Annotated in this window: 4 protein-coding genes; 2 read left to right on the top strand and 2 right to left on the bottom strand. The window is 68.4% G+C overall.

Features of this window, described 5'->3' with window-relative positions:
- Positions 1–1,286 (bottom strand): cation:dicarboxylate symporter family transporter (locus DSP71_RS07815; protein ID WP_113680798.1); only part of this gene is annotated, 1,286 nt, incomplete at its 3' end.
- A 145-nt stretch (positions 1,287–1,431) separates the two neighbouring features.
- Here DSP71_RS07815 and DSP71_RS07820 point away from each other — a divergent pair.
- Both DSP71_RS07820 and DSP71_RS07825 read left to right on the top strand, forming a co-directional pair.
- Positions 1,432–2,721: an ATP-binding protein gene (locus DSP71_RS07820; protein ID WP_113680794.1), complete on the top strand. Its 1,290-nt coding sequence runs from the start codon at positions 1,432–1,434 to the stop codon at positions 2,719–2,721.
- Positions 2,718–3,407, top strand: a complete 690-nt coding sequence (locus DSP71_RS07825) for a response regulator (RefSeq protein ID WP_113680795.1) — start codon at positions 2,718–2,720, stop codon at positions 3,405–3,407. The genes DSP71_RS07820 and DSP71_RS07825 overlap by 4 nt, the downstream gene beginning before the upstream one ends.
- 1 nt (position 3,408) lies before the next feature.
- Here DSP71_RS07825 and DSP71_RS22060 read toward each other — a convergent pair.
- On the bottom strand, positions 3,409–4,409 hold a 1,001-nt coding region (locus DSP71_RS22060), incomplete at its 5' end, for an FAD-binding oxidoreductase (protein ID WP_181800689.1).

The raw sequence follows: 4,409 nt of genomic DNA on the forward strand, positions 1-4,409 counted from the left end.
TCCCCGCTGAGCACGCGTCGCACGCGGTCGCGGTCGATCTGCTTCGTCCACGTGCCGATCAACAGGGTCGCGACCGCATTGCCGGTGAAGTTCGTGAGTGCTCGCCCCTCCGACATGAACCGATCGATGCCCACGATCACCCCGACACCGTCCACCAGGTCGGGGCGGTATGCCTGGAGGCCGCCGGCGAGGGTGGCGAGGCCCGCGCCGGTGACTCCGGCGGCGCCCTTGCTCGCGATGATCATGAACACGAGCAGACCGATCTGCTCGCCGATCGTCATCGGCTGGCCCATGCCCGTGGCGATGAACAGCGAAGCCATCGTCAGGTAGATGGCCGTGCCGTCGAGGTTGAACGAGTACCCGGTCGGAACGGTGATGCCCACGACCGGCTTGGAGACGCCGACGAACTCCATCTTCGCGATCAGCCGGGGCAGCGCGGATTCCGAGGAAGACGTTCCGACGATGAGCAGGTACTCCCTGGCGAGGTACTTCATGAGCGCGAAGATGTTCACCCGTGTGACGGTCCACAGCAGCACCCCGAGGATGACGACGATGAACAGGATGCAGGTGATGTAGAAGGCGACCATCAGCGTGCCCAGGCTCCAGATCGCGGCGACACCGGTCTTGCCGACCACGGCGGCGATCGCACCGAAGGCCCCGAGCGGAGCCAGCCACAGGATCATGCCGAGAATGCGGAAGACGAGCTTCTGGAGCTGCTTGACCGCGTCCATGATCGGGGCGCCACGGTCGCCGAGCCCCTGCAGGGCGAAGCCGACGAGGAGCGCGATGAACAGCACCTGCAGCACGCTCTCACCCGTGAACGCCGAGAAGAACGTGGTCGGGATGATGCCGAGGATGAACTCCTGTGTCGTCTTGGCCTCCGCCTCGACCGCATCGTACGTCGACGAGGCCATGTCGAGTCCGGAGCCCGGGTGGATGATGTTCCCCACGACGAGACCGATCGCGAGGGCGAAGGTCGACATGACCATGAAGTACAGCAGCGCGAGTCCGCCGATCTTGCCGACGGTGGCCGCCTTGGCTATCGACCCCACTCCGACCACGATCGTGCAGAAGATGATCGGGGCGATCATCATCTTGATCAGAGCCACGAATCCCTTGCCCAGCGGCTCGAAAGCCTGTCCCACCTCGGGCCAGACGAGACCGACGACCGCACCGAGCACGACCGCCAGGAGCACCGACACATACAGCCAGGTGTGCCGGTCCCACGATTGCTTCCCTCGCCGCCAGTTGAACTTCGGCAGTGAGAATCCTGTTGTGAGCGCCATCGCGTCCTCCTCGATCATCGACGTCATCGTCCGGTGGGCGGCTGCTTCGCCGCCGATCAGAGTTCACGGTCCTCGACTTCCCGCATCGGGGCGAGTTGTGGTCGTATTGGTCACGGCACCTGAGCATCGACAATCGGAGGAAGCGATGGCGCGCCCCTCCCGCACCCGCAGCACCGCCTCCCGTGTGTTCGCCGTGCTGCTGGTCGCCGCCGTCGTGATCGGCATCCTCGTCGCGGGCTTCCTGGTGCTGGAGGCGCAACGATCGATCCGCGCCGAGGCGGAACGGGTCACGGCCGCCACTGCCGTCTCGCTCGCTGCCTCCCCGGACGTGATCGACGGTCTGAGCTCGGACGACCGGGAAGCGGCCACACGGGTGCTCGAGCCCTACTCGCTGACCGTGGTCGCCGGTGCGGGGCTCGACTTCATCACGGTGATGACTCCCGACGGCACGCGGATCACCCACCCCGACGCCGACCAGATCGGCGGAACCTACCTGGGCACGATCCCCGCGTCGCCGCGCACGCTCACCGAGGAGTTCACCGGCACCCTGGGACCATCGGTACGGACCATCGTCCCGGTCACCGCGCCGGATGACGACCTGATCGGCTGGGTCGCCGCAGGGGTGACGACAGAGTCCATCAGCGATACGCTGATCCGCCGCCTGCCTCTCACGCTCGGCATCACGATCGCCCTCGTCGCCCTCGGCGCCGGTGGCGCGATCATCGCTCGCCGCGTGACCCGCCGAATCGCCGGCGACCTCCCGCCCGGCCAGCTGCGCGACGCCGTGTCGTCGTACGAATCGATCCGCACCCTGGGGGAAGCGCTGCGGGCGCAGACGCACGAACACGGGAACAGGATGCACGCCGCGGTGGCCCTGCTCGAACTCGGACGCCGTGACGAGGCGATCGAGATCCTCACGGAGACGTCCCGTCAGAGCCAGTCCCTCGTCGACCAGGTGACCGCGCGACGCCACGGCGATCCGGCCGTCGGAGCGCTCCTCCTCGGAAAGGCCTCGCAGGCCAAGGAACGCGGCATCGACTGGCGGGTGCACATCGAGCCGGACACTCCCCGCACTCCTCTGTCGACCGTGGACGCCGTGTCCGTGCTCGGCAACCTGGTGGACAACGCCATGGATGCCGCGGCCGAGTCGGACGACCGGTGGGTGCGGGTCTCGCTGCGCGCGCACGACGGCCACGGAATCGTGCTGGAGGTCTCCGACAGCGGTCCCGGAATAGCGCCGGCCGTGCGCGAGCGGATGTTCGACCAGGGATTCTCCACGAAACCCGCCGATGCGCAAGGGCGCGGCATCGGCCTGGCCCTCGTGCGCTCGGTGGTGAGCGGGGCAGGTGGCTCGGTGACGGTGACGGATGCCCCGACGACCTTCCGAGTCGTCCTCCCCGCCGCGGGCGAACGGCAAGGGCGGCGGCGGCAATGATCCGCACGCTCATCGTCGACGACGACGCACTCACGCTCGAACTGCACCGCGACTACCTTGCCCGTCTCGACGGCTTCGAGGTGACCGGCGAGTGCACGGGCGCCCGCGCCGCGATGACGGCAGTGCTCGATCGACCCGGCGCATTCGATCTGGTACTGCTCGACATCACGATGCCGGACGGCTCGGGTATCGACGTGCTCCGTGCGCTCCGAGCACGCTCCGCAGCGCTGGACGTAATCGCGATCACCAGTGTGCGCGACGCCGAGTCGGTGCGGCAGATGGCTGCGCTCGGGGTGTTCCAGTATCTCGTCAAGCCGTTCCCGTTCACCGTGTTCCGCGAGCGGATGGAACAGTACCGCGCATACAGGGAACAGGCGCGCTCCACCGAGGGCGAGGCCACCCAAGCGGAGATCGATGCACTGCTCGGCCGCTCCACGGGAACGATCGCGCTGCCCAAGGGACTCTCGACGACCTCCTTGGACAGGGTCGCCGCGGAACTGCGCGCCGGCGAACCGCTCTCGGCGCGGGAGGCAGCCGAGCGACTCGGCATGTCTCGGGTCGCGGTGCGCCGTTACCTGGAGCATCTGGTCGCCGAGGGTGTGCTGACACGGGGCGCACGCTACGGCACACGGGGACGACCGGAGACCGAGTACGACTGGAGACGCCCCGGACCGGCTCCCGCTTAGGTCAGCGCGGCAGTCGTCCTTCGTGGAGCAGTCCCTCGGGGTCGACGCGCGACCGCACGCTGCGCAGTCGGGCGAGATCGTCGGCGGTGCCGCATCGGTCGAGCGACTGATCAGGGCCGAGGAAGGTCGCCACGGTCTGCGGGGCCTCGTTCGGCGCCAGGAGCTCGCGGAACGCCACGAGACTCGCGTCGCCAGGCTCGGTCGGCACACCGGGGATGACCGGGACGAGAGCGTGCAACAGCCAGCCGACGGACTGCAGCGATGCGAAGCCCGAGCGGCGCGGGGCGTTCAAGGCACCGCCGAGCATGCGGAGGTCGATGCCCATGATCGGCCAGTGCTCCGGGAGCTCCCTGAACTCGAGGAGGGCATCGATCGTCTCGTCGTCGAGGATGCTCAGAGCCATCGAAGCACCCCGGCCAGGGGTCGGCTCCGTGGGCTCGTTCGAGGCGGCGGCCAGTGCAGCGGGCGAAGTCGGACCGGTGATCTCCCTGCGCACCTCCCCTGCTCTACGCACCGTGTCGACCAGTTCGTCCTGCGGCCCATCGGTCGACAGCACCTGGACGGTGAGGAAGCTGCGTCCCCTGATCTGCTCAGGCAGCTCCGGCGCATCCGGCATGCGCATCGAGTTGACGAACACGTTGAGCGTCGCGGCTGCTGATGCGGCGAGGTCGCGGACCGCACGGACGACCGCGGGAGCGTCGACGACATCGAAGGTGAGGTTGGCGCCCCAGATGTCCGGTGCCGGCACGAGCTCGATCTCGAGCGCGGTCACGATCCCCACCAGGCCTCCGGCTCCGCGCAATGCCCACATGAGGTCACTGTCGGTGTCATCGTCGATGCGCTCATGCGTGCCGTCAGGGCGGAGCACCCATGCCGCGCGCAGGTTGTCGGAGCCGAGACCGCCCGCGCGGCTGAACCAGGAGTGCCCGCCGCCCAGTGTGTACCCGGCCACGCTGACGACCGGGCTGGTGCCGGCCGGCGCGACCCAGCCGGTTCCCTCCA

Origin of the sequence: Microbacterium sp. H6 (genome assembly GCF_003314775.1) — a bacterium.
Taxonomy (GTDB): Bacteria; Actinomycetota; Actinomycetes; order Actinomycetales; family Microbacteriaceae; genus Microbacterium; species Microbacterium oxydans.

Excerpts from the sequence above, each read along its gene's own strand:
- DSP71_RS07825 (WP_113680795.1), top strand. The coding sequence starts at position 2,718 with ATGATCCGCACGCTCATCGTCGACGACGACGCACTCACGCTCGAACTG.
- DSP71_RS07820 (WP_113680794.1), top strand. The coding sequence starts at position 1,432 with ATGGCGCGCCCCTCCCGCACCCGCAGCACCGCCTCCCGTGTGTTCGCC.